This is a genomic window from Streptomyces sp. 184 (assembly GCF_045781775.1).
Taxonomy (GTDB): domain Bacteria; phylum Actinomycetota; class Actinomycetes; order Streptomycetales; family Streptomycetaceae; genus Streptomyces.
The window spans coordinates 5,925,773-5,946,822 of record NZ_CP123230.1; the positions used below are offsets into that span (position 1 = coordinate 5,925,773).

Consider the following 21,050-nt stretch of genomic DNA (forward strand, 5'->3'; position numbering starts at 1 on the left):
TGGTGGGCACGGGGATATACAACGTTGCACCAAGAACCTATTACAACGTTGTACAAGTTCGCCGCGGAAAGGGACATCCGCCATGCTCCGACGCCCCGAATCCCCCGGCCACCAGGCCCCCGACCCCGCCCGCGGCGCACCGGCGGCCCCGTACGCGCCCTCCCGCCGCGCCCTGCTGCGCGGCGGCGCGGGCCTGGCCGCCGGCGCCGCCGCCACCGCGGCGCTCAGCGGCTGCGGCTCGACCATCGCCCAGGGCTTCACCGGCGGCGAACCCCCCGCGGACCGGCTGAACTTCTGGAACCCGTTCACCGGCGGCGACGGCGAACGCATGGTCGCCATGCAGGAGGAGTACGAGAAGGCGCACCCCGACAACACCCTGCGGGCCACCACCTTCGTCTGGGGCAACCCCTACTACACCAAGCTCAGCCTGGCCACCGTCGGCGACCGCCCCCCGCACGTCGCCATCGCGCACCTGTCGAAGCTGCCGGTGCTCGCCCAGGCCGGGCTGCTCAGCGAGCTGCCCGCCGACGCGCTCGCCAAGCAGGGCATGACGCCGGAGAAGTTCGACGCCAAGCCGTGGCGCAAGTCCCACATCGACGACCGGCTCTACGGCGTCCCCCTCGACACCCACCCCTTCGTCCTGTACTTCCGCACCGATATCGCGGAGAAGGCGGGCCTGCTCGACGGCGGCGAACTCGCCGACGTCGACGGCCCCGACAAGTTCGCCGACGCGCTGCGCGCGGCGAAGGAGGTCACCGGCGCCTGGGGCGGCTCGGTCGCCTCCATCAAGGACGCGGCCACCCAGTTCCGCATGTTCCTGTCCTTCTACACCCAGCTCGGCGGCCGGCCGCTGGTCGCCGACGCCGGTGCCACCGTGACGGTCGACCTCGACGCCGCCGAGGAGGCGCTCGCGTACATCCAGCGCCTCGGCAAGGAGAAGCTGATCCCCACCGGCGTCGACGGGCAGGCCGCCATCACGATGCTCACCACCGGCCAGGCCGGGTTCCTGATGGACGGCGTCTGGCAGATCGTCTCCGTCCTGGACTCGAAGGTGAAGTTCGACATGCGTCCGCTGCCGCGGGTCTTCGACGACGCCCCGTACGCCTGCTTCGCCGACAGCCACGCCCTGGTGCTGCCCCGGCAGCCCAAGCAGGACGACCAACGCCTCGACCTGTCGCTGGAGTTCGCCGCCTCGCTGCTGGACTCCAGCAAGCTCTGGGCCGAGGGCGGCCACATCCCCGCGTGGCTGCCGACCCAGCGCTCGGCCGCGTACCGGGAGCTGACGCCCCAGTCCCACTACACCGAGGCCGCCGAGGGGGCCGCGTACGACCCCGTCGCCTGGTACGGCGGCGCGGGCAGCAACCTCCAGAACAACGTGGGCGACGCGGTCACCGCCGCGCTCACCGGCCGGTCGGGCCCGCGCGCCGCCGCGGCCCGGGTCCGCAGCGAGCTGCGCAGGCTCGCGGACGTCGAGTCCCCGATCTGAACCCCGCCGCCGACACCCCCTCGAACGAAAGGCACCCCCGTGGCGAGTACAGCCGGCACCGGCGCCCTCACCCCCGAACGGTCAGGCCGCGGCGCCGCCCGCGGCCGGCTCGCGGGCCCGGCCCTGATCGCGCCGTTCGCGCTCTTCTACATCGTCTTCCTGGTCGGCCCGCTCATCTACACCTTCGTCGCGGGCTTCTTCAACGGCAGCCTGCTGCGGGGCGGCTTCGGCAGTTGGGTCGGCTTCACCAACTACGCGGACGTGCTCGGCGACTCCGAGTTCTGGCGCACGCTGAAGCACACGCTGTGGTTCACGGTGCTCACCACCATCCCGCTGGTGCTGCTGGCGCTGCTGCTCGCGATCCTCGCCGACCGGTTCGTACGCGGCCGGTGGTTCATCCGCTTCGCCTTCTTCGCGCCGTACGTGATCCCGTCCGCGTCGGTCTCGCTGATCTTCATGTGGGGCGTGCTCGCCGACCAGGTGGGGCTCGCCCAGGACTGGCTGAAGGCGCTCGGCGTGGACTCGCCGCCGTCCTGGCTGGGCGACCCGAGCTGGACGATGTGGTCGATCGCCGGCGTCACCGTCTGGTGGACCATCGGCTTCAACTTCGTGCTCTACCTCGCCGGTCTCCAGGAGATCCCGCGGGACGTGCACGAGGCCGCCGCCATGGACGGCGCCGGGCCCTGGCAGCGGATCCGGTACGTGATCGTCCCCATGCTGGGGCGGACGACGACGCTGGTCACGGTCCTCCAGATCGTCGCCTCGCTGAAGGTCTTCGACCAGATCTACATGATGACCAGCGGCGGCCCCGACGGCTCCACCCGGCCGACGCTCCAGTACATCGTCGACACCGGCTTCACCGACGGCCGCACCGGCTACGCCTCGGTCGTCTCCCTCTTCCTCTTCCTCGTCATCCTGCTGATCTCCCTGGTCTGGTTCTTCCTCGTCCGCCGGGCAGAGAAGGAGAGCTGAGCCATGGCCCACACCAAAGAAGGCCCCGCCGCCACCGCCGCCGCGCCCGCCGGCGCGGACGCCGCCACCGCGCCCCGGCGCGGCTACGACGCCGAGAAGCTCTTCAACCGCGTCGCGCTCGGCGTCCTGGTCGCCTTCGCCCTGCTGTGGCTGGTGCCGCTGCTGTTCGCGACGGCGATATCCATCCGGCCGGCCGAGGAGATAGCCGTCGACCCGGCGTCCTGGTTCACCTCGAACCCCACCTTCGCGGCGTACGAGGACCTCTTCGACAAGGGCAAGCTGCCCTACTGGTACGCCAACAGCTTCATCGTCTCGCTGCTGACCACGGTGCTCACCGTCGTGACCGCCTCGCTCGCCGCCTTCGGCCTCTCCCAGGTGCGCTTCCGCTTCCGCCGCGGGGTGTTCCTGCTGCTGCTCGCCGGGATCATGGTCCCGATGCAGGTGCTGATGATCCCGCAGTTCCTGGCGCTCCAGGAGGTGGGCCTGCTCAACACGTACTGGGGCGTGGTGCTGCCGCAGGTGCCGAACGTGGTCGCCGTCTTCGTCTTCAAGCAGTTCTTCGACGGCATCCCCAGGGAGCTGATCGAGGCCGCGCGCGCCGACGGCGCCGGCTGGCTGCGCACGTACTGGCAGATCGTGATGCCCGTCTCGCGGCCCGCCGTCTCGGCCGTGACGATCTTCGTCTTCGTGCAGGTGTGGAACAACTTCCTGTGGCCGCTGCTGGTGGTCACCGACCCGGAGATGATGACGCTGCCCGTCGGGCTCAACTCCGTACAGGACGCCTTCGGCATCCCGTACGCGCAGCTCATGGCCTCCGCCGTGCTGGGCGCCATCCCGCTGCTCGTCGTCTTCTCGCTCTTCCAGCGCCGCATCGTCGAGGGCATCGCCGGTACGGGCCTGAAGTAGGCCCGCGGCCCCCACGGCAACGCACCACCCCACCATCCCCGGAGAAAGGCACCGCATGCCGCACACCGCCAGGTTCACCGTCGACCCCGAGTTCGTCATCGGCGAGGTGGACCCGCGCCTGTACGGAACGTTCGTCGAGCACATGGGCCGCTGCGTCTACACCGGGATCTACGAGCCCGACCACCCCACCGCCGACGCCGCCGGCTTCCGCGGCGACGTCGCGGCGCTCGTCCGCGAGCTGGGCACCGGCCTGGTCCGCTACCCCGGCGGCAACTTCGTCTCCGGCTACCACTGGGAGGACGGCGTCGGGCCGGTGGCCGACCGGCCGCGCCGGCTCGACCTCGCCTGGCGGTCGGTGGAGACCAACGAGGTCGGCACGAACGAGTTCCTGACCTGGGCCCGGGGCCTGGGCGTGGAGCCGATGATGGCCGTCAACCTCGGCACCCGCGGCATCGACGCCGCCCGCGCGCTCGTCGAGTACTGCAACCACCCCGGCGGCACCGCCTGGTCCGACCTGCGGATCGCGCACGGCGTCGCCGAGCCGCACGGCGTGCGGCTGTGGTGCCTGGGCAACGAGATGGACGGCCCCTGGCAGACCGGGCACAAGTCGGCGCGCGAGTACGGGCGGCTCGCGGCCGAGGCGGGCAAGGCCATGCACCAGGTCGACCCGTCGATCGAGCTCGTCGCCTGCGGCAGCTCCAACGCCCGGATGCCGACCTTCGGCACCTGGGAGCGCGAGGTGCTGGAGGAGACCTACGACGAGGTCGACTACCTGTCGCTGCACGCCTACTACGAGGAACTGGACGGCGACCGGGCGAGCTTCCTCGCCTCCGGCGCGCACATGGACCAGTACATCTCCGACGTGGTCTCCACCGCGGACCACGTCCGCGCCGTGCGGCGGGCGGACAAGCGGATCCGGCTCTCCTTCGACGAGTGGAACGTCTGGTACGCCGCCCGCTTCCCCGGCGAACGGAACCTGGCCACCGCCCGGACGCCGCGGCTGATCGAGGACACGTACTCGGTGACCGACGCCGCCGTCGTGGGCTCCCTGCTCATCACCCTGCTCCGGCACGCCGACCGGGTCGCCGTGGCGTGCCTGGCGCAACTCGTCAACGTCATCGCGCCGATCCGCAGCGAGCCCGGCGGGCCGGCGTGGCGGCAGACGGTCTTCCACCCCTTCGCGCAGGCCGCCCGGTTCGCGCGCGGCACGGTGCTGCGCACCGCGCCGGGCCGTACGGACTCGCGCGTGCAGACCCCGCGGCACGGCGACGTCCCCGCGCTCGACCACGTGGTGACGTACGACGAGGAGAGCGGCGACCTGACGATCCTGGCCGTCAACCGGGCCCAGGACGAGCCGCTGCGGCTCTCCGTCGCGCTGCGCGGATTCGGCGGGGACGCCTACGCGGTGCTCGAACATCTGGTCCTCGCCGACGACGACCCCGACGCGGCGAACACCGAGGCGGACCCGGGGCGGGTGCTGCCGCGGTCCGTCGGCACCGCCCGGATCAACGCATCCGGCGAGCTGGAGGCCGAACTGCCGTGCGTATCCTGGAACGTGCTGCGGCTGCGGAAACGGGGTGCGTGACCACGCACGGTAGGCAATCGAAACTGCCGTAAAACTCCGTACATCCCTCGGCCCCTCTCGGGAGTCGTACGTCGTGACCCGCACAGCGGTGCCGACCTGGTGTGAAGCTCACTACACCTAAGGCCCTTTTTGCATGAACAGTGGTCGTTCTACGCAAATCTGGCCTAAAGTTCCGGGAGCGAAAGGTGCGCGTCGACCAGGGGAGGATCGCGTGCGCCTCATCAGTCGCGATGTGCCAGGGGGGAACATGCGGCGTATCGGAGTAGCCGATACCGGGATCATGACGGCGGAGCCGAGACGCGGGACCCGCGTCCGCTCCGCCGCGGCCAAGCCGGCGTGGTATCTGCCGGCCGCCCTCGTCACCGACGCGGCGGGGATCGCCGTCCCCGTCGTGCTCGTCTTCGTCACGACCCGGCAGCCGTATCCGGCGCTCTGCGCCGCGCTGGCCGCCGGGGGCTGGCTCGCCGTACGGGCCGCGCGGCGCCGCTACTCCGCGCGGCAGCTCGGCGAGTCGGGCGCGGTGGTGCCGCTGCTCCAGGACTGGCTCCTGCTCTTCGGCGTCCTCGCGGTCGTCCGCGCGTTCATCGCCGACAGCGCCGCCGAACCGCAGCCGGCGCTGCTCGCGCTGCTGCCCGGGCTGGTGCTGACCGTCATCGCCGCCAAGCTGCTCCACCACCATCTCGTCGCGTCCCGGCGGGAGGGCCTGGCGGTACGGCGCGTGCTGGTGGTCGCCGAACCGGCGACCGCCGACCACGTCGTCGGCCAGCTCGCCGCGCGCACCGACCACGAGTACATCGTCGTCGGCGTCGTCCCGGTCGGCGAGGCCCCGCTGTCCTGCGGCGCCCCGGAGGCCGCCCGGCTGGGCCCGGTGGCCTCGGACCGGGCGGACTGGGACGCCCAGGCGGTGCTGGCCGCCGCCGCGGAGCACGGCGCCGAGCTGGTGCTGACCGCCCCCGGACCGCTGCTGCCCGCGGCCCGGCTGCGGCAGTTGGCGTGGGCGCTGCACGACGCTGGGCTGCCGCTGGCCGTGCTGCCGGGCATCGCCGAGGTCGCCGAGCGGCGGATGCGGCTGTCGGTGGTGGCGGGCCTGACGCTGCTGCACATCGCGCCGCCGCTGCGCCGCGGCGCGCAGCCGACGCTGAAGGCGGCGAGCGACCGCGTGCTCGCGGCCGTCGGCATCGCGCTGCTGGCGCCGGTGTTCGCGGTGATCGCGGCGGCGGTGAAGTTCACCTCGCCGGGACCGGTGTTCCACAAGCACACCCGCCTCGGCCGCGGCGGCGCGCCGTTCACCATGTGGAAGTTCCGCAGCATGGTGCAGGACGCGGAACAGCGGAAGGCCGCGCTTTCCGTGGTCAACGAGCACGACGGCAGCCCGATCTTCAAGATCCGCCGCGACCCGCGGGTCACCCGCGTCGGCGAGGTGCTGCGCCGCAGCTCGCTCGACGAACTGCCGCAGTTGTTCAACGTGCTGCGCGGCGAGATGTCCCTCGTGGGCCCGCGCCCGCCGCTGCCCGAGGAGGTCGCCCGCTACAGCGACACCGAGCTGCGCCGCCTCGCGGTGAAGCCGGGGATGACCGGGCTGTGGCAGGTCAGCGGGCGCTCGGACCTCACCTGGGACGAGACGATCGCGCTGGACCTGCACTACGTCGAGAACTGGTCCTTCGCCCACGACATGGACGTGATGGCCCGCACCCTGCGCGCGGTCGTCGACGGCCGGGGGGCGTATTGACACACGGAACCACCGACCGCACCGCGCGCCGGACCGGCCCTTCGGGGCCGGCCGGCGCGGCGGTGCCCCCGCGCCGGTCAGGCGCCCACGGCCGCCGTGCTGCGCCAGCTCTCGTAGACCGACGCGATGCCGTCGCGCAGCGCGATCTGCGGGCGCCAGCCCAGCTCCGTGATGCGGGAGACGTCCAGCAGCTTGCGCGGGGTGCCGTCCGGGCGGGTCGCGTCGAAGGCGATACGGCCCGGGTAGCCGACGACGTCCCGTACGGTCTCGGCCAGTTCGCGGATCGTCAGGTCCGCGCCGCAGCCGACGTTGACCGGGGCGTCGGCGTCGTAGCCGCGCAGCAGCGCAAGGCACGCCGCCGCCAGGTCGTCCACGTGCAGGAACTCCCGGCGCGGCGTTCCGGTGCCCCAGAGCACGACCTCCTCGGCGCCGCTCTCGCGCGCCTCGTGGAAGCGGCGGATGAGGGCCGGCAGGACGTGGCTGGTCTCCAGGTCGAAGTTGTCGCCGGGGCCGTAGAGGTTCGTCGGCATCGCCGAGATGTAGGCCGCGCCGTACTGCCTGCGGTAGGCCTGCACCTGCTCGATGCCGGCGATCTTCGCCAGCGCGTAAGCCTGGTTCGTCGGCTCCAGCGGGCCGGTCAGCAGCGAGTCCTCGCGGATCGGCTGGTCGGCGAGCTTGGGATAGATGCACGAGGAGCCGAGGAAGAGCAGCCGGCCCACGCCCGCGGCGTGGCTGCCGGCGATGACGCTGAGCTGGATGCGCAGGTTGTCCTCCAGGAACTGCACCGGGAAGCGGCTGTTGGCCATGATGCCGCCGACCCTGGCCGCCGCCAGCACCACCGCGTCGGGCCGGGCCCCGGCCAGCCAGGCCGCGGTCCGCTCGGCGTCGCGCAGGTCGAGTGCGTCGCGGGTGCGGGTGAGCACGTCGTAGCCGTCGGCGGTCAGCCGGCGGGCGACGGCGGAGCCGACCAGCCCGCGGTGGCCCGCGACGAAGACGCGCGCGCCGGGCGGGAGAAACACCCGGGCGGCGGGCGGGAGATCGCCGTTGGCGGGCGGGGACAGGTCGTTCGATGGCGTCATAAGTACGAATTCTGCCATCCGGCGGAATGATCAGAGGGAAGGGACCCATGGGCAAGACGGCCCTCATCACCGGCGTCACCGGCCAGGACGGCTCGTACCTCGCCGAACTGCTGCTCGCCAAGGGCTACACGGTGCACGGCCTCGTGCGGCGCTCGTCGTCGTTCAACACCGAGCGCATCGACCACATCTACGAGGAGCCGCAGGACCCCGGCCGCCGGCTGGTGCTGCACCACGCGGACCTCACGGACGGCGTCGCGCTGGTGAACCTGCTGCGCGACCTGGCGCCCGACGAGGTCTACAACCTCGGCGCCCAGTCGCACGTCCGGGTCTCCTTCGACGCCCCGCTGTACACCGCGGACGTCACCGGCCTCGGCTCCATGCGGCTGCTGGAGGCGGTACGCGCCGCGGGCATCGACACCCGGCTCTACCAGGCGTCGTCCTCGGAGATGTTCGGCTCCGCCCCGCCGCCGCAGAACGAGGGCACCCCCTTCCACCCGCGCAGCCCGTACGGCTGCGCCAAGGTCTTCGGCTACTGGTCGACGGTGAACTACCGGGAGGCGTACGGCCTCTTCGCGGTCAACGGCATCCTGTTCAACCACGAGTCGCCGCGCCGCGGCGAGACCTTCGTCACCCGGAAGATCACCCGCGCCGTCGCCCGGATCAAGGCGGGCCTCCAGGACCGCCTCTACATGGGCAACCTCGACGCGGTACGGGACTGGGGCTACGCCCCGGAGTACGTCGAGGCGATGTGGCTGATGCTCCAGCGCGACGTGCCGGACGACTACGTGGTCGCCACCGGGGAGGCGGGCAGCGTCCGCCAGTTCCTGGAGGCCGCGTTCACCACCGCGGGGCTCGACTACACGGAGTACGTGCGCTTCGACCCCAAGTACGAGCGGCCCAGCGAGGTCGACGCACTCATCGGAGACGCCACGAAGGCAGGCGATCTGCTCGGCTGGAAGCCGCAGGTCAAGTGGCCCGAGCTGGCCCGGATCATGGTGGAGGCGGACATCGAGGCGCTCGACGCCGAACTGGCCGGCGCCACCGTCAGGATCGACAGGTAACACGGATATTCTCTCCCCGGACTCGCGACGCGCGGCCGCAGGGGACGACGGCCCAGGGGGGCACATGCACAAGCACAGAAAAACGCGGAAGTGGGGAGCGCTCGGCGCGGCCCTGGCCGTGGCGACCGGCACGCTCGTGACGGCCGGCATCACCTACTCCTCGCCCGAGGCCGAGGCGGTGACACCGCCTGTGGCCATGACCGCCGACGACCTGTCGACCTGGCAGACCAACGGCGTGGTGTGGTCCATGGCCGAGTCGAACGGCGTGGTCTTCGCCGGCGGTACGTTCTCCGCCATCCGCCCGCCCGGCGCGGCGGCCGGCACCAGCGAGAAGAAGGTCGCGAACTTCGCCGCCTTCAACGCGGCGACCGGTGAGCCGACGAACTGCAAGCTCGACTTCACCATCGGCTCCGGCACCGCCACCGTACGCGCGCTGACCGTCTCCCCCGACGGCAAGACGCTCTACGCGGGCGGCGAGTTCGGCACCGTCAACGGCACCTCGCGCAGCCGCGTCGCGGCCATCGACATCGCCTCGTGCACCGTGAAGAGCGGCTTCAACGCCGGCGCGGTCTCCGCCCGGGTCTACGGGCTGGACGCCGCGGCGAGCGGCCGGCTTTACCTGGCCGGCGACTTCAAGACCGTCCGCGGCCAGAGCCGGGTGAAGTTCGCCGCGGTCAACGCGAGCACCGGCGCGCTGAACTCGTGGAAGGCCAACGCGGGCCCGGACCGGGCCGGCCGGGTCATCGAGGAGACCCCGGACGGCCAGCACGTGGTCGTCGGCGGCGACTTCAACGGGCTCAACGGCGACAGCACCGTGCACGGCCTGGGCGTCGTCCGCGCCGACACCGGTGCGACCGTACGGGCCTTCAAGGGCGTCAGCAACAACTCGAACAACCCGTACGAGCTGCACTGGAACTCCCTCGTCAAGGGCATCCACATCGACGAGTCCGGCATCTACACCGCGCACGAGGGCCACGGCGGCGGCGTCTTCGACGGCCGGCTGGCGATGAACCTCAACAGCAGCTTCACCCAGCGCTGGCGCGACACCTGCCTGGGCGCCACCCAGGACGTCACCGTCTACAAGGACGTGCTGTACAGCGTCTCGCACGCGCACAACTGCTCCAGCATGGGCCAGTTCCCGGAGCTGAACGAGCGGCAGCACATGCTCGCCGAGTCCGTGGACAACCCCAAGCCGCTGCTGTCCTGGTTCCCCGACACCGACGACGGCCCGTCCGGCACCGAGCAGATCGGTCCGCGCGTGATGGTCACCTCGTCCAGCGGCGGCAAGGACTACATGTGGATCGGCGGCGAGTTCACCCGGATCCAGTCCAACGGCAACAAGCTCCAGCAGGGCCTGGTCCGCTTCGCCAACACCCCGGACTCCCGCAAGCCCGTCGCCGGCGCCACCGGCGTGACGGCGGCGAACGTCTCCGGCGGCGTGCGGCTGCGCTGGAAGGCCGGCTGGGACCGTGACGACAGCAAGCTGACGTACACGATCTACCGCAACGGCGAGGCGCTGGCGACCAAGCCGACGCTGGACTCGAACTTCTGGACGCTGCCGCAGGGCACCTTCACCGACACCGAGGTCAAGCCCGGCACGACGTACAGCTACCAGATCACCGCGAGCGACGCCGTCGGCAACACCACCGCCAAGTCCGCGGCGGTGACGGTGACCACGCCGGGCACGCCGGCGGAGACCACCGTCGAGCGCACCGCGACCGCGGACGCCTACGTCAACGGCTCGGCGGCGAGCACCAACTACGGGGGCCACAACCAGCTCCTGGTCAGGAAGACCTCCCCGTACCTCAGCTACCTGCGGTTCTCGCTGCCCGAGGCGCCGAGCGGGATGACGCTGAAGTCCGCGAAGCTGACGCTGCGCACCACCAACGACGCCAGCGCCGGCACCCCGGACACCGTCAGCGTGCAGCCGGTCACAGGCGCCTGGTCGGAGCCGGAGGTGACGTACGGAACCCGGCCGGCGCTCTCGTCGACCGTGCTGGGCAAGTTCACCGGCGCCACGGAGCTGGACACCGACTACACCGCGTCGCTGTCCGCCGCCCAGTTGGCCGGCTCGCTCGGCGACACCCTGGACGTGGCGCTGACCAGCGACGGCACCGACGCCTGGTGGGTGCGGGCGCGCGAGACCTCGTACGCCCCGAAGCTCACGCTGACGTTCGGAGCGGGCTGATGTCCGCCCGTACGACGGGCAGGGCCCGCGGCACGCGCCTCTCGCGCACCGCGCTCGCGACGGTGGCCGCCGCGGCGGCCGCCGTCCTGGCCCTGGCCGGGTGCAGCGGCGGCGACGACGGGGACGACGCCGCCAAGGCGCCGGCGTCCCAGCAGGAGGGCGACCGCGCTGGCAAGGACCCCGGTCCCGAGGCGCAGGAGAAGGCCGACGACACCGGGAAGGTGCCGGAGGAGGAGCTGGCGCCCGCCGAGGGCGAGTTCTCCGAGAAGGAGAAGACGTACCTGAAGGACCGGGTGCCCGAGGGGGTGGACCCGGCGGCGATCCTGGAGGCGGGCGAGGAGGCCTGCGCCAAGATCGAGAGTGCGGCGGCGACCGACGAGAAGCTGGCCCAGCAGGCCATCCGCTCGGGTGACATCGCCAACGCCGAGGACGCGGTGCACACCCTGTGCCCGCAGTACGAAGACCTGCTGTAGGAGTTCGGCTTGAAGAGACTGCCCATCGTCGTCGCGATACCGACCAAGAACGAGGCCGAGAACATCGCGACGACGGTGCGGTCCGTCATCGACCACTTCGAGGCCGTGGTGGTGGTCGACTCGGACAGCACGGACGACACCCGCGCCCTCGCGGCGGACCAGGGCGCCGAGATCGTCCCGTACACCTGGGACGGCAAGTACCCGAAGAAGAAGCAGTGGTGCCTGGACCACATCCATCCCGAGCTGGACTGGATGCTGTTCGTCGACGGCGACGAGACGCCGAGCCCGGAGCTGATCGCCGAGCTGCACCGCATCTTCGACCCGGCGGCCGACGGGTCGGTCAAGGTGGCGCCGGCCGCGTTCGACATCCCGCTGGGCTACTGGTTCGCGGGCAAGCGGCTGCGGCACGGCTACACCATCGTCAAGCGCGCCCTGATGGACCGCACCCGGGTCCGCTTCCCGGAGCTGGGCGACCTGGACGCGCCGGGCATGGGCGAGCAGGAGGGGCACTACCAGCCGCTCGCCGACGGGCCCGTGGTGCGGCTGAACGCCACGATCGAGCACGAGGACCTGGACCCGGTGCGCACCTGGTTCGAGCGGCACAACCGCTACTCGGACTGGGAGGCGTGGCTGGAGCTGCACCCGGAGGTGCGGGAGGAGATCCGGCAGGCCAAGACGCGGCAGGGGCAGCTCTTCCACCGGGCGCCGCTGAAGCCGCTGGTGTCGTTCGCGTACGCCTACGTGTACAAGCGGGGCTTCCTCGACGGCCGGGCCGGGCTGGACTACGCGCTGGCGATGAGCTTCTACCGCTGGCAGATCGGGCTGAAGACCCGGGAGGAGAGCGGGTAGCCGCACGACGCGGTACGACGTGAACGGGCGGCCGGCTCCGGCCGCCCGTTTCGCGTCTGCGCCTGCGCCTGCGTTCGCGTCAGCGTTCGTGTCAGCGGCGCACCTCGTCGTAGACGCCCAGCAGGGTGTCCACGACGCCGTCGATGGCGAACCGGTCGTTGACGAGCCCCCAGGCGGCCCGCGACGCCTCCTCGTTGGCGGCGGGGTCGAGCAGCTCCAGCACGGCCTGGCCGACCAGCGGGCCGTTGTCGGTGTCGGCGCGGCTGTCGAGGACCCGGCCCGCGCCGGCCTCCGCCACGTCGGGGCCGAGGCCGCAGGTGCGGGTGATCACCACGGGGACGCCGACCGACATGGCCTCCAGTACGGAGACGGGGAACGGCTCGACCACGGACGGCAGGACGTAGACGTCGGCGGAGCGGTGCCGGTCCAGAACCTCGTCGGGCGTGAGGGAGCCGACGTACGACACCGAGTCCGCCACCCCCAGTTCGGCGGCCAGCCGCATCATCGGCTCGGCCAGCGCGCCGGTGTCCGGCCCCGCGAGCACGAAGCGGGCGTCCGGGTACTTGGCGAGCACCACGGGGATCGCCCGGATGAAGTCCTCCGGCCGCTTGCGCTCCTGCACCCGCGCGACGTACACGACCGTGGGCGGCCCTGCGGTCCGCGCGGGCCTGCGCTCCTGCGGCAGCACGCCGTTGACGAGCCGGCGCGGCCGGGTCAGGGGCGTGTCCGGGACGACGGCCTGGATCTCGCCGTGCTCGAACTCCGTGAGATACAGCGTCGCGTCCGCCCCGCGCAGCGCGCGGCGCAGCCCGAGCACGTCGACGGCGCGGGCGACCGGCTTCTCGGTGGGGTCGATCATGCCGTGGGTCTGGAGCACCACCGGCACCCCGGCCTGCTGCGCGATGAGAGCGAACGGCAGCGTGATGAGGTCGCGCATCAGGTGGACGTGGACGACGTCCGCGGAGCGGACCAGGCGGCGGGCGCGGGCCAGCAGCGCGGGCGAGGTGATTCCGCTCACCTCGAACCGCGGCAGCACGTGCTTGGCCTGGTACATCCACGTGGGCACGCCGTCGATGTCGCGGGGCAGCGGGCCGTCGAAGCCGTCGCCGAGGGTGGCGATGCGCGAGTCGACGCCGCGGGCCCGCAGCCCCTTGGACAGGTTGAGCGCGACCCGCGTGGGGCCGCCGAAATCGTTCGTGGGCGTATGCAGCGTGACGACATGCAGAACTCGCAAGACGGTCCCCTCCCCGGCACCCCCCGGCACCGTACGTTTGTTCCCGGAGCCTACCCGGCGCACAACCCCGCGCCTATTTAGACTGTCTTCGGTTGCGGGACGGCTATACGGGGCGATACGGGCGGGGGCAGTTCGGACGATGGCAGACCAAGCGGACGGGCGGCGGTCCGGCGGGGGCGACGGCGAGCGCCGGGTGCCGCTCGACGAGACCGTCCAGATCCGGATGGCGCCGCTCGCCGCGAAGGCCGCGCGCCGCGCCCGCGCCGCCACGGGCGCCGGCCCGGGCCCTGACGACGGCCCCGGCACCGGCCCTGACACCGCTGACACCCGCACCCGCATCGGTACCCGCGCACGGATCCGGCGCCCGTTCACGCCGCTCGTCATCCCGAAGAGCCCCGCCCCGCGCGCCGTGCTCTCCCGGGCGCTGTCCGTCCCGCTGGTCGTCGCCCTCGTCTTCGTCCTGCCGCTGGCGGTCGCCGGCCGCTCCCAGCCCGACGTCCGCGACGCGGTGTTCTGGCTCCAGCTCGCCACCACCTGCTACGCGGGCGCACGGCTGTCCGCGATGATCCTCACCACCCGGCGGCGGCTGATCCAGGGCACGGTCTGGCTCTTCTGCTACGTCGCGATGGGCGTCGCGCCGATGGCGCAGATCGTGCTGGAGCAGACGCCGACCCCGGTGGTCGGCACCCGGGGCGACTTCACGATGGCGGTGGCGCTGGTGCTCGCCGGCTTCGTCGCGTTCGACGTCGGCGCGCTGCTGTCGCGGCACGCCTCGGAGGCGCGGGTGAGCCGCCGCCCGCGCCCGGTGGCGTCGGTCAACAAGCGCCGCCTGTACCTGCTGGTGATCGTCGCGTACGCGGGCAGCGCCCTGCTCATCGCCTCCTTCGGCGGCCCGGCCCCGTTCTTCGGCAGCCGCCAGGCGATCAGCGACGAGCTGACCGGCGGCGGCACGTCTGGCTCGCAGGTCGGCTCGGCGTTCCTGCGCGGCTTCGGTACGGTGCCTGCGCTGCTGGCGCTGCTGATGATGACGCGCTGGATGGTGATGTCGCGCCGGGCCAGGCGGCAGGCGGCCGTGGTGCTGCCGTGGGCGGGGCTCGTCCTGATCAACGGGATCGTGAACAACCCGATCTCCAACCCGCGGTACTGGTTCCTCACGGTCGCCTTCGCCCTGCTGTTCACCGCCTTCCCGCGCAGCCCGGTGGTGTACCGGGCGGCGCTCGCCGGGGGCGTCGCGATGGCGGTGCTGCTGTTCCCGTTCGCGGACAAGTTCCGCTACGACGAGGGCGGGCGGAAGCAGGCGCAGTCGGGCTCGGTGCTGGAGCCGCTGGTGATGAAGGACTACGACCAGACGGTGATGTTCGCGAACACCATCTCGTACGTGGACTCCGGCACCGGTCACACCTACGGCAAGCAACTGGCCTCGTCGGCGTTCTTCTTCGTGCCCCGGTCGGTCTGGGCGGACAAGCAGCTCGACTCGGGCGTCAAGGTGGGCACGTGGATGGGGATGACGAACGTCAACCTCTCCTCGCCGCTGTGGACGGAGCTGTGGCTCGACTTCGGGCCGCTGGGCATGGCGGGCGGGCTGCTGCTGGTGGGGTACGCGGCGGCGCGTACGGACCGGAGGTTCGCCGAGTCGGGGCACATGTCGCGGGACCCGGGGAACGTGATGGCCACGGTGGTCCCGCTGATCGCGGGCTACTCGTTCATCCTGCTGCGGGGACCGCTGCTCCAGGCGACCGGGCGGATCGGGATCGCGGTGCTGTGCCTGGCGCTGGTGACGACGTTCCGGCCCGAGGAGCACAAGCGGCTGCGCTGAGCGCCGGTCCCCCGGGGCGGGCGAACGGGGACCGCGGGGGCGGACCCCGGCCGAGTCCGGTGCCGCGTGCCGGCGGGCCGCGGGGGGCCGTAGGCTCGGGGCGTGACTGCCGAGGATGATCTCCGCGCCGGGCTCGGCCGGCTGCTCGACGGGGTGCCCGCGCGGCGCACCGCCGCGGCCGTGGACCGGCTCGTCGCCGGCTACCGCGGCGGCGGCCCCGCCCCCGCCCTGCGCGACGCGGACGACGTGGCGGCGTACGCCGCGTACCGCATGCCCGCCACCTTCCAGGCCGTACGCGCCGCGCTGGCCGCGCTGGCCGCCGCCGCGCCCGGCTGGGAGCCGGCCGGCCACCTCGACGTGGGCGGCGGGACCGGCGCCGCGGTCTGGGCGGCGGCGGCCGTCTGGCCCGACGGGCCGCGCCCGACCGTCGTCCTCGACCGGGCGGAGCCGGCGCTCGCGCTCGGCCGCGAGCTGGCGGCCGGCGCCGCCGCCGACGCGGTACGCGCCGCCGAGTGGCGCCGCCACCCCCTCGGCGCCGCCGCGGCGGTCCCGGGCCAGGGCGGGCCGGCGGGCCCCGGATGGCCGCGCGCCGGACTCGTCACCGTTTCGTACGTTCTGGGCGAGCTGCCGGAGGCGGTACGGCACGAGGTCGTCGCCGCCGCCGCGCGGGCGGCGGACGGTGCCGTGGTGGTCGTGGAGCCGGGGACGCCGGAGGGGTACCGGCGGGTGCTCGAAGCGCGGCGGCACCTGGTGGCCGACGGGTTCGAGGTGCTGGCGCCGTGTCCGCACAGCGCGGCGTGCCCCGTGGCGGGGACGCAGGACTGGTGCCACTTCGCCGCCCGGGTGCAGCGCTCCGCGCTGCACCGCCGGATCAAGGGCGGCGAACTGGGCCACGAGGACGAGAAGTTCGCGTACGTGGCGGCGGCGCGGATCCCCGCCGCGGCGCCGGCCGCGGCGCGCGTCGTACGGCATCCGCAGCTCCGCAAGGGCCAGGTGCTGCTGGAGCTGTGCACGGCCGGCGAGGGGCTGGCCCGTACGACCGTCTCCAAGCGCCAGGGGCCCCGCTACCGCGCCGCCCGGGACGTGCGCTGGGGCGATGCGTGGCCGCCGCCGGAGGACGGCGGCCACGACCTGTCGTAGCGCGGCGGCGGTCAGCCGCGCAGCTCCAGCGTGCAGCACTTCACGCTGCCGCCGCCCTTGAGCAGCTCCGTCAGATCCATCGGGATCGGCTCGAAGCCGCGCGCCCGCAGCGGCGCGACCAGCCCGGCCGCCGCCTGCGGCAGCAGCACGTGGCGGCCGTCGCTGACGGCGTTGAGGCCCAGCGCGAGCGCGTCCTCCTCCCCCGCCAGGACGGCGTCGGGGAAGAGCCGGGCGAGGACGTCGCGGCTGCCCGGCGAGAAGGCGGCCGGGTAGTACATGACGTCGGTGTCGGTGGAGTCGTCCAGGACGCACAGCGCGGTGTCGAGGTGGTAGAAGCGCGGGTCGACCAGGTCGAGGCCGATGACCGGGCGGCCCAGGTACTCCTGCGCCTCGGCGTGCGACTCGGGGCTGCTGCGGAAGCCGCGGCCCGCGAGGATCCAGGAGCGGGTGACGGCGAAGTCGCCCTCGCCCTCGTTGACGTGCTCCGGCAGGTGGTAGTCGGCGAAGCCGTGCGCGCGGAACCAGCGGCGCTGGGCGGCGGCCTCGCCGCTGCGCTGCGGGTACGCGAAGCGCGCGCCCAGCACGCGGCCGTCGACGACGAGCGCGCCGTTGGCGGCGAAGACCATGTCCGGCAGGGCGGGGTCGGGCGCCAGCAGCTCGACGGTGTGGCCGAGGGAGCGCTGACGGACGACGAGGTCCTCCCACTGCGCGAGCGCGAGCTGGAGGTCGACGGGTTTGGCGGGATCCATCCACGGGTTGATGGAGTACGTGACGGCGAAGTGTGCCGGTGGGCACATCAGATACCGGCGCGCCGAGGCTGTGCGCAACAACGAGGGCTCCTCACTGCTGACGTCCAAGCGCCGGCCCGCGGATCGCGCGCGCCGACGCACGTAACCGAATGGTGCCTGGTGAAGGGCCGCGCGCGCAGCAGTGCGGCACGGGTGGCCGGGGACGTGCCGCGGGACGCGGTCACGCGCACGGGCCGCGCGGCCAGCCAAAGGGGCATTTAGCGCGATACGCACAGGTGAGCGGTGGTCACGTTTTCATCGCGCACGGCGCCGCGCGGGCGCCGTCCCCGGCGCCCGGGAGCGGGCGCATCGGCGCAGGTCCGGGCGTACGGGCCGGCGCGCGGCCGGCGACCGGGGCGGAGCGCGGCGCCTCGGTACCGGAGGGCGGCCCGCGGACCGGATGGCATACCGTGGCACAGTATCGGCCCACGGGCACCCGCTCCGGTGGCAGCATGAGGAGCGGATCCCGCCAGGGACGACGGGCCGAGGTGAGGGGACGTATGGCACGGGTACGCAGGCTTCCGCAGTGGCTTCCCGGCACCCGCCGCGGCCGGGCGCGCGGCAGTGCCGCCGCGGCGGAGCGCCTGGAGGCGGCCGCCGCGGAGCGCAGGGAACTGCTGCTCGCCGCCGCCGACGCGGGCCTGCCGCTGGCGCCCGCCGCGTACCCGGAGGGCTACGGCTGCTCCTGCGACCGCATCGGCTGTCCGTCCCCCGGCCGCCATCCCGTCTCCTTCGCCTGGCAGACCCAGGCCAGCGCCGACGCGCAGCGCGTCGAGCGGTGGCTCGCCGCCCAGCCGGAGGCCAACTTCATCACCGCCACGGGCCGCAGCCACGACGTGCTCGACGTGCCGCAGGAGGCGGGCACGCGGGCGCTGGCGCGGCTGGAGTCGGAGGACGTGGCGGTCGGGCCGGTGGCGGTCATCCCGGAGGCGCCGGGGCCGGGCCGGATGCTGTTCTTCACCTCCACCCGCGGCACGCCCGAGGACGAGGACGAGTGGTGGCCGTGCGAGCTGGACTGCCGCCCCGAGACCATGGACGAGCACCCGGGGCTGCGCTGGCACTGCCGCGGCAGCTACGTGCTGGTGCCGCCGGCGCGGCTGCCGGACGTCGACGGCGTGACGTGGCTGCGCGGCCCCGAGCACCCGCTGCCCGACCCGCTGACGCTGCTGGAGGCGCTGACCGACGCCTGCGCGGCGTACGCGGGCGCGGAGCGGGAGCGCGAGGCGGCCTGGCCGCTGGGCTGAGCCCCCGCGCCGGGCCGTGCGCCCGTCCGCGTGCGGTACGGCGCCCCGCCGCTCAGCTCCCCTCGGCTCCCACCAGCCCTTCCAGGCGGTTGTAGAAGACGATCCCGTCGCCCTTGTCGTCGCGCGGCGGCACCACCACCGCCTGCTGCGAGACCCGCTCCATCGTCAGCGACTTCTTCGGCGTGCCCTTCATCAGCGGGCCGGCCGCCGGCGGCACCTCGACCTCGCGGCCCTGGGCCACCGTCTGCTTGACGAAGTGCCTGCTGCTGAAGAGCACCAGCGCCCCGCCGTCGGCCAGCCGCAGCCCGACCGGCGGGTACTCGGGGGTGGCCTCGTCGACGTACTGCGTGACGTACTCGGGCGTGCGCCGGTACTGCTCGCGCGCGCCGACCCGGTCGGAGGTGTGCTGGCCCGGCGCGAAGTCGTCGCCCGAGCCGTCCTTCAGATACGCCGCGTACGTCTTGCCCAGCTGCGCGGGCGCGACGGTCAGTCCCGCGGACGCGCCGAGCGGCACCCGGCGGACGTGGCCGTCGCCGTCCTCGGCGAACTCGCCGATGTCGGCCCGCTCGGAGTCGTCGAGCAGCGACAGGTGGGTGGCGTGCCAGCGGGCATCCGGGCCCTCCTTGACGAAGACCAGGAACCAGCGCAGGTCGTTGCGGTTGGACAGGGTGTCGGCGACGAACCACCGCGGCCAGCCGCGCTGCTGGGGGATCAGGAAGCGGGTGTCGCTGAACTCCAGCGGCTCGTAGTCGGGGTTGCCCTCCGGGTAGTCCTCCTTGCGGACCTTCAGGCCCGCCTGGTCGATCTCGCGGAGCCCGCCGGCCTCGATACGGGAGTTGACGTCGAGGTCGTAGTCCTCGTTGGCCTTGTTGTTCTGCTCCCCGAACCGGTCGAGGACGCGGCCCGCCTCGCCCTTGGTCACGGCCGGCTGGAGCACCTCCTCGCCGTGGACCGTGACGCACCCGGTGAGCGTCAGCAGCGTCGCCGCCAGCAACGGCACCGCGGCGACGGTCACCCGGAAGCGGCGTATCGGCATGATCTTTTTCTCCGACTCCTGCGCGGGGCCTGGGAACGGCGACACCATACCCGGGTCCGCGGGCGGGCACCGGGCCGGGACCGGATCCGCCCCGGCGGGCGGTGCGGCGGGCGGCGGGGCGGGCAGTGATTCGGCTCTCATTCGCGTCTGCGGGGCGAAAACCCTTCCCCGGGGCGGGTGCGAGCGATCATCATGCTGCGCATGACATTCGGGGCAGCACTGAGCGAGTTGCGCAAAGCTCAGAAAACGGCGAAGGGCGTCTCGCTCTACTCGCGCTACGTCAACCGGCCGCTGGGGCGGGTGTTCGCGGCGGGCGCGTACGTCCTGGGGCTGCGGCCGAACCACGTGACGCTGCTCAGCGCGGCGGTCACGAGCGGCGGGATCGCCACCGTCGCACTGGTACGCCCCGGCTGGGGGCCGGCCCTCGCGGTGTACGCGCTGCTCGTCGTCGGCTTCGCCCTCGACTCGGCCGACGGCCAGTTGGCGCGGCTGCGCCGGGAGTCGAGCGCCGCCGGCGAGTGGCTGGACCACGTCGTCGACTGCGCGAAGGTCACCGCGGTGCACGCCGCCGTCCTCGTCTCGTTCTACCGCTTCTTCGACCTGTCCTCGGACGCCTGGCTGCTGCTGCCGCTCGGCTTCCAGCTCGCCGCCGTGCTGATCTTCTGCGGCGGGCTGCTGGCCGACAAGCTCAAGCCGAAGCCGGCGCCCCTCCCGGACGGGACCCCGGCGCTCGCGCCCCCGCCGCCTTCGCGGCTGCGCGCGGTGGCGCTGCTGCCCGTCGACTACGGGGTTTTCTGCCTGGTGTTCCTGCTGCTGGGCAGCGAAAGCGCGTTTCTCGCCGGCTATACGGCCCTGGCCGCGGCGGCGGCGCTGTTCCTCGTCGCGTTTATGGCGAAATGGTTCCGGGAGCTGTCTGCGGCGAGCTGACCGGCGCCTCGCCGCGCGGGCCGCGGCCGGCAAGGGCGTCGAGCGCGCGGCGCAGTTGCGTACTCGACGTGTGCACGGTGTAGGGGAAATACACCACTTCCACGCCCACCGACCGGAAGTCGGCCTCCAGCTTGTCGCCCTTGGGCGTGCCCCGCCAGTCGTCGCCCTTGAAGATCACGTCGAAGCGGACCTGCTGCCAGGTCTCCAGCTTGTCGGGCACGGTCTCGACGAACGCGGCGTCCACGTGCCGGATGCTGCGGATGATCTCCAGCCGCTCGACCAGCGGCACCACCGGGGCACGGCCCTTCGCCAACTGCGCCATCTCGTCGGAGACGACCCCGGCGACGAGATAGTCGCAGCGGCTCCGGGCGTGCCGGAGGATGTTCAAGTGCCCGACGTGAAAGAGGTCGTAGACCCCAGGTGCATAGCCGACCGTGTGCGCCACGGCACCCCCCAAGTATTCCCCCTGATAGTGGCGCAACCCCCGGCGCGCCAGGAGTGTCAACCATAACGGGCACGTGCGGATAAGGTGCAACC

18 protein-coding genes are annotated in these 21,050 nt (G+C 72.8%); 13 read left to right on the forward strand and 5 right to left on the reverse strand.

Going from position 1 to position 21,050, the window contains the following annotated elements; genetic code table 11:
- Nucleotides 1–82: 82 nt before the first annotated feature.
- The 5 genes from QBL21_RS25150 (at nucleotide 83) to QBL21_RS25170 (ending at nucleotide 6,678) form a co-directional block, all read left to right on the forward strand.
- A complete protein-coding gene (locus QBL21_RS25150) occupies nucleotides 83–1,486 on the forward strand; it encodes an extracellular solute-binding protein (RefSeq protein ID WP_407564493.1) in 1,404 nt (467 codons plus the stop codon).
- Nucleotides 1,487–1,525: 39 nt separating this feature from the next.
- Nucleotides 1,526–2,458: a carbohydrate ABC transporter permease gene (locus QBL21_RS25155; RefSeq protein WP_407564494.1), complete on the forward strand. Its 933-nt coding sequence runs from the start codon at nucleotides 1,526–1,528 to the stop codon at nucleotides 2,456–2,458.
- A 3-nt stretch (nucleotides 2,459–2,461) separates the two neighbouring features.
- Nucleotides 2,462–3,364, forward strand: coding sequence for a carbohydrate ABC transporter permease (locus tag QBL21_RS25160; RefSeq protein WP_407564495.1), 903 nt, complete (start codon nucleotides 2,462–2,464; stop codon nucleotides 3,362–3,364).
- 55 nt (nucleotides 3,365–3,419) lie between these two features.
- The gene (locus QBL21_RS25165; protein WP_407564496.1) at nucleotides 3,420–4,949 is read left to right on the forward strand and encodes an alpha-N-arabinofuranosidase; all 1,530 of its coding nucleotides are present in this window, start codon (nucleotides 3,420–3,422) and stop codon (nucleotides 4,947–4,949) included.
- Between the two features lie 280 nt (nucleotides 4,950–5,229).
- Nucleotides 5,230–6,678: a sugar transferase gene (locus QBL21_RS25170; protein WP_407564497.1), complete on the forward strand. Its 1,449-nt coding sequence runs from the start codon at nucleotides 5,230–5,232 to the stop codon at nucleotides 6,676–6,678.
- Between the two features lie 77 nt (nucleotides 6,679–6,755).
- Here the strand turns inward: QBL21_RS25170 and QBL21_RS25175 are convergent, their stop codons facing one another.
- Nucleotides 6,756–7,757 carry a GDP-L-fucose synthase family protein gene (locus QBL21_RS25175; protein WP_407564498.1) on the reverse strand — a complete coding sequence of 334 codons (1,002 nt, stop codon included), beginning with the start codon at nucleotides 7,755–7,757 and terminating at the stop codon, nucleotides 6,756–6,758.
- 47 nt (nucleotides 7,758–7,804) lie between these two features.
- Between QBL21_RS25175 and gmd the strand changes: the two genes are divergently transcribed.
- The 4 genes from gmd (at nucleotide 7,805) to QBL21_RS25195 (ending at nucleotide 12,328) form a co-directional block, all read left to right on the forward strand.
- Nucleotides 7,805–8,818 carry a GDP-mannose 4,6-dehydratase gene (gmd, locus tag QBL21_RS25180; RefSeq protein ID WP_407564499.1) on the forward strand — a complete coding sequence of 338 codons (1,014 nt, stop codon included), beginning with the start codon at nucleotides 7,805–7,807 and terminating at the stop codon, nucleotides 8,816–8,818.
- Nucleotides 8,819–8,882: 64 nt separating this feature from the next.
- Nucleotides 8,883–11,006 carry a DNRLRE domain-containing protein gene (locus QBL21_RS25185; protein ID WP_407564500.1) on the forward strand — a complete coding sequence of 708 codons (2,124 nt, stop codon included), beginning with the start codon at nucleotides 8,883–8,885 and terminating at the stop codon, nucleotides 11,004–11,006.
- Nucleotides 11,006–11,479 carry a hypothetical protein gene (locus QBL21_RS25190; RefSeq protein WP_407564501.1) on the forward strand — a complete coding sequence of 158 codons (474 nt, stop codon included), beginning with the start codon at nucleotides 11,006–11,008 and terminating at the stop codon, nucleotides 11,477–11,479. The genes QBL21_RS25185 and QBL21_RS25190 overlap by 1 nt, the downstream gene beginning before the upstream one ends.
- A 9-nt stretch (nucleotides 11,480–11,488) precedes the next feature.
- Entirely contained in the window at nucleotides 11,489–12,328 is an 840-nt protein-coding gene (locus QBL21_RS25195; RefSeq protein WP_407564502.1) for a glycosyltransferase family 2 protein, read from the forward strand.
- Nucleotides 12,329–12,419: 91 nt separating this feature from the next.
- On the opposite strand, the gene QBL21_RS25200 is transcribed toward QBL21_RS25195, so the two are convergent.
- Nucleotides 12,420–13,562 carry a glycosyltransferase gene (locus QBL21_RS25200; RefSeq protein ID WP_407564503.1) on the reverse strand — a complete coding sequence of 381 codons (1,143 nt, stop codon included), beginning with the start codon at nucleotides 13,560–13,562 and terminating at the stop codon, nucleotides 12,420–12,422.
- 139 nt (nucleotides 13,563–13,701) lie between these two features.
- On the opposite strand from QBL21_RS25200, the gene QBL21_RS25205 reads away from it, so the two are divergent.
- Both QBL21_RS25205 and QBL21_RS25210 read left to right on the forward strand, forming a co-directional pair.
- The gene (locus tag QBL21_RS25205; protein WP_407564504.1) at nucleotides 13,702–15,378 is read left to right on the forward strand and encodes a hypothetical protein; all 1,677 of its coding nucleotides are present in this window, start codon (nucleotides 13,702–13,704) and stop codon (nucleotides 15,376–15,378) included.
- Nucleotides 15,379–15,480: 102 nt separating this feature from the next.
- Nucleotides 15,481–16,518 (forward strand): small ribosomal subunit Rsm22 family protein, encoded by a 1,038-nt coding sequence (locus QBL21_RS25210; RefSeq protein WP_407564505.1) that lies wholly within the window; start codon nucleotides 15,481–15,483, stop codon nucleotides 16,516–16,518.
- 11 nt (nucleotides 16,519–16,529) lie between these two features.
- On the opposite strand, the gene ddaH is transcribed toward QBL21_RS25210, so the two are convergent.
- Entirely contained in the window at nucleotides 16,530–17,345 is an 816-nt protein-coding gene (ddaH, locus tag QBL21_RS25215; RefSeq protein ID WP_407566556.1) for a dimethylargininase, read from the reverse strand.
- Nucleotides 17,346–17,806: 461 nt separating this feature from the next.
- Here ddaH and QBL21_RS25220 point away from each other — a divergent pair, with 461 nt between their 5' ends.
- Nucleotides 17,807–18,550, forward strand: a complete 744-nt coding sequence (locus QBL21_RS25220) for a bifunctional DNA primase/polymerase (RefSeq protein ID WP_407564506.1) — start codon at nucleotides 17,807–17,809, stop codon at nucleotides 18,548–18,550.
- Between the two features lie 52 nt (nucleotides 18,551–18,602).
- Here the strand turns inward: QBL21_RS25220 and QBL21_RS25225 are convergent, their stop codons facing one another.
- On the reverse strand, nucleotides 18,603–19,586 hold the full coding sequence (locus QBL21_RS25225; protein ID WP_407564507.1) for a hypothetical protein: 984 nt from the start codon (nucleotides 19,584–19,586) through the stop codon (nucleotides 18,603–18,605).
- 201 nt (nucleotides 19,587–19,787) lie between these two features.
- Between QBL21_RS25225 and QBL21_RS25230 the strand changes: the two genes are divergently transcribed.
- A complete protein-coding gene (locus tag QBL21_RS25230) occupies nucleotides 19,788–20,513 on the forward strand; it encodes a CDP-alcohol phosphatidyltransferase family protein (RefSeq protein ID WP_407564508.1) in 726 nt (241 codons plus the stop codon).
- Here QBL21_RS25230 and QBL21_RS25235 read toward each other — a convergent pair.
- Nucleotides 20,473–20,958 carry an adenylyltransferase/cytidyltransferase family protein gene (locus QBL21_RS25235; RefSeq protein ID WP_407564509.1) on the reverse strand — a complete coding sequence of 162 codons (486 nt, stop codon included), beginning with the start codon at nucleotides 20,956–20,958 and terminating at the stop codon, nucleotides 20,473–20,475. The genes QBL21_RS25230 and QBL21_RS25235 overlap by 41 nt on opposite strands.
- Nucleotides 20,959–21,050: the final 92 nt, after the last annotated feature.

What these genes read in the sequence shown, in the direction of transcription:
- QBL21_RS25170 (WP_407564497.1), top strand. Translation starts at nt 5,230, where the DNA reads ATGACGGCGGAGCCGAGACGCGGGACCCGCGTCCGCTCCGCCGCGGCC.
- QBL21_RS25150 (WP_407564493.1), top strand. Translation starts at nt 83, where the DNA reads ATGCTCCGACGCCCCGAATCCCCCGGCCACCAGGCCCCCGACCCCGCC.
- QBL21_RS25225 (WP_407564507.1), bottom strand. Translation starts at nt 19,586, where the DNA reads ATGCCGATACGCCGCTTCCGGGTGACCGTCGCCGCGGTGCCGTTGCTG.
- QBL21_RS25165 (WP_407564496.1), top strand. Translation starts at nt 3,420, where the DNA reads ATGCCGCACACCGCCAGGTTCACCGTCGACCCCGAGTTCGTCATCGGC.
- QBL21_RS25175 (WP_407564498.1), bottom strand. Translation starts at nt 7,757, where the DNA reads ATGACGCCATCGAACGACCTGTCCCCGCCCGCCAACGGCGATCTCCCG.
- QBL21_RS25230 (WP_407564508.1), top strand. Translation starts at nt 19,788, where the DNA reads ATGACATTCGGGGCAGCACTGAGCGAGTTGCGCAAAGCTCAGAAAACG.
- QBL21_RS25185 (WP_407564500.1), top strand. Translation starts at nt 8,883, where the DNA reads ATGCACAAGCACAGAAAAACGCGGAAGTGGGGAGCGCTCGGCGCGGCC.
- QBL21_RS25160 (WP_407564495.1), top strand. Translation starts at nt 2,462, where the DNA reads ATGGCCCACACCAAAGAAGGCCCCGCCGCCACCGCCGCCGCGCCCGCC.
- QBL21_RS25205 (WP_407564504.1), top strand. Translation starts at nt 13,702, where the DNA reads ATGGCAGACCAAGCGGACGGGCGGCGGTCCGGCGGGGGCGACGGCGAG.
- QBL21_RS25220 (WP_407564506.1), top strand. Translation starts at nt 17,807, where the DNA reads ATGGCACGGGTACGCAGGCTTCCGCAGTGGCTTCCCGGCACCCGCCGC.
- QBL21_RS25190 (WP_407564501.1), top strand. Translation starts at nt 11,006, where the DNA reads ATGTCCGCCCGTACGACGGGCAGGGCCCGCGGCACGCGCCTCTCGCGC.
- gmd (WP_407564499.1), top strand. Translation starts at nt 7,805, where the DNA reads ATGGGCAAGACGGCCCTCATCACCGGCGTCACCGGCCAGGACGGCTCG.